Genomic DNA, 2245 nt, shown 5'->3' with positions numbered 1-2245 from the left:
CCGCCCGCCGGGTCAGTCGCGGAAGTAGTCGACCGTGCGGGCCACGCCCTCGCGGATCGTCACCTGCGGGACCCAGCCCAGCACCTCGGCCGCGCGGCCGGCGTCGAGCGCCGAGCGGGCGACATCGCCCAGGCGGGCGGGCGCGTACTCCGGATCGTCGGGAGCGCCCGCGGCCTCGGCGACCAGCGTGTGCAGGCCACGGTCGGTGGTCTCGACGCCGGTGCCCACGTTGAACCGCAGGCCGGCGGCGGCCGGCACCTCGGCAGCGCGCACGAAGGCGTCCACCACGTCGTCGACGAACACGTAGTCACGCGTGTTGCCGCCGTCGCCGAACACCCGGGTGGGCTGCCCGGCGAGCAGACGCTGCGAGAAGATCGCCACGACGCCGGCCTCGCCGTGCGGATCCTGACGCGGGCCGTACACGTTCGCCGGCGCCACCCCCGCCCACTCGATGCCGTACAGCCGCGAGAACATCTCCAGATAGATCTCGCCGGCGACCTTGCCCGCCGCGTAGGGGCTCAGCGGATCAACCGGGCGGGTCTCCGCGACCGGAAGCTCGGTGACGGGCCCGTAGATCGACCCGCCGGAGGACGTGAAGACGATCCGCCGCACACCGGCCTTGCGCGCGGCCTCCGCGAGGCGGACCGTGCCGACCACGTTGACCTCGGCGTCGTGCACCGGGTCCTCCACCGACAGACGCACGTCGATCTGCGCGGCCAGATGGAAGATCACCTCCGGACGGGCCTGTGTGACGACGTCCTCGATCTCCGGGTCGGTGAGATCCAACTGGTGGAAGACGAAGCGGTCACCCGCCTCCCGCGCGGCGGCGAGGTTCTCCAACCGCCCCCGCGACAGGTTGTCCACCACCGTCACGTCGTGGCCCTCGCCCAACAGCCTGTCCACCAGGGTCGAGCCGATGAACCCGGCCCCGCCCGTCAGCAGTGCGCGCATACGTTCCCCTCCCTCGTGCGACGGGCCCCGCCGCCGCTCCCCCCTGTCGGAGGGCAGTGTTCACAATACGACCGCGGGGTCCGCGGCGGACTCACTCCGGTCCGTAGAGTTCCGTCGCCCTGGTGAGCGGGGTCCGCCGCTCGGGCGGGAACGGCGATTCCTCCAGGATCTGCGCGAGCTCGGCGTCGGTGAACGCGGCGCGCACGGCATGGATGCGCACCTGCGAATCCGCGTACACGGTGACCAGGCCGGGCGTGGTCGCCAGGTCGAGCAGGTGTTCGTTGGGCCGCTGGAACCCCCAGTAGTTCGGCGGGCTGACGTACACGTACGTCACGCCCAGATCCGCGAGCGCCTGATCGACCCGCGGGTCCTCGCCGGCCCGGTCCATCCGCGAGAACAGGTAGGTCGTCAGCGGGGCGGTCGATCCGGGCTGCAGGTAGTGCCGCGCTGTCGAGGGCAGGCCGTGGGTGGCGTACATCCACCCGGAGCCCTCGTCCGGGTTCGTGTAGATCAGTCCCGAGTAGGCCCGCGGTTGCTCGGACAACCACTGGAACGCGCGCAGGTCGTGCTGGTCGACCATGCGGCCCCAGCGCTGACTGGTCCCGGCCGCGGAGGCGTACTCGGGCGAGGCCTGTACGACCCACGAGCCCACGCCGACCAGGGCGGCCAGCGCCACGGCCACCCGCGCCAACTCCACGCCGCGGCCCTCGGGATCGGTGACCGGATCCATGAGCCGGCCGAGCCACCCCGCCAGGCCCTGCACGGTGGCGCCCACACCCACGCCGACGGCGGCGGCCACCACCACGGCGAGCACCACCCCGATCCGGCGGGGATCGTTGTAGTAGATGCTGCCGATCCCGCGGAGCACGCCGCCGGTCCAGTTACCGAAGACGCTCATGGCGTTCACGCACACCACGAGCAGACCGCCCCACAGCAGGAGCGGCCACACTACGCGGCGGCGCAGCAGGACGAGCAGCCCCAGCGCCGCGAGCGACAGGAGGACCCAGCGCACGCCCCAGTCCTCGACGTGCCGGACCTGCAGAGCGACCGCCTTGCCCCACGTCGCGGCGCGATCGGCGCCGATCTCGAACTCGAACGCCGAGATGTCGTCGGCCTCCTCGGACACGGTGAGGACCTGCGGCAACAGCGTCAGCACCCCGGCCAGGCCGATGCCGGCCAGCACCGCGAAATCGCGCACCCGTCCGCGCACCGGCCGCCACAGCCCGTCGAAGAGCCACCAGAACAGGACGAACACCCCGGCGGTGACCATCGCCGAGGGGTGGACGCCGCCGAT

Annotated in this window: 2 protein-coding genes; both read right to left on the bottom strand. The window is 72.3% G+C overall.

Annotated elements, in window-relative coordinates; genetic code table 11:
• Positions 1-12: 12 nt before the first annotated feature.
• Complete coding sequence (locus tag G6030_RS14175; RefSeq protein ID WP_182643564.1) at positions 13-951, bottom strand: SDR family NAD(P)-dependent oxidoreductase; 939 nt, start codon at positions 949-951, stop codon at positions 13-15.
• Positions 952-1042: 91 nt separating this feature from the next.
• The coding region (locus G6030_RS14170) for a DUF6541 family protein (protein ID WP_347238673.1) at positions 1043-2245 on the bottom strand (1203 nt) is incomplete at its 5' end.

Source organism: Dietzia sp. E1 (genome assembly GCF_014145015.1).
GTDB lineage: Bacteria > Actinomycetota > Actinomycetes > Mycobacteriales > Mycobacteriaceae > Dietzia > Dietzia cinnamea_A.
This window is presented reverse-complemented; position numbering and strand designations above follow the sequence as displayed.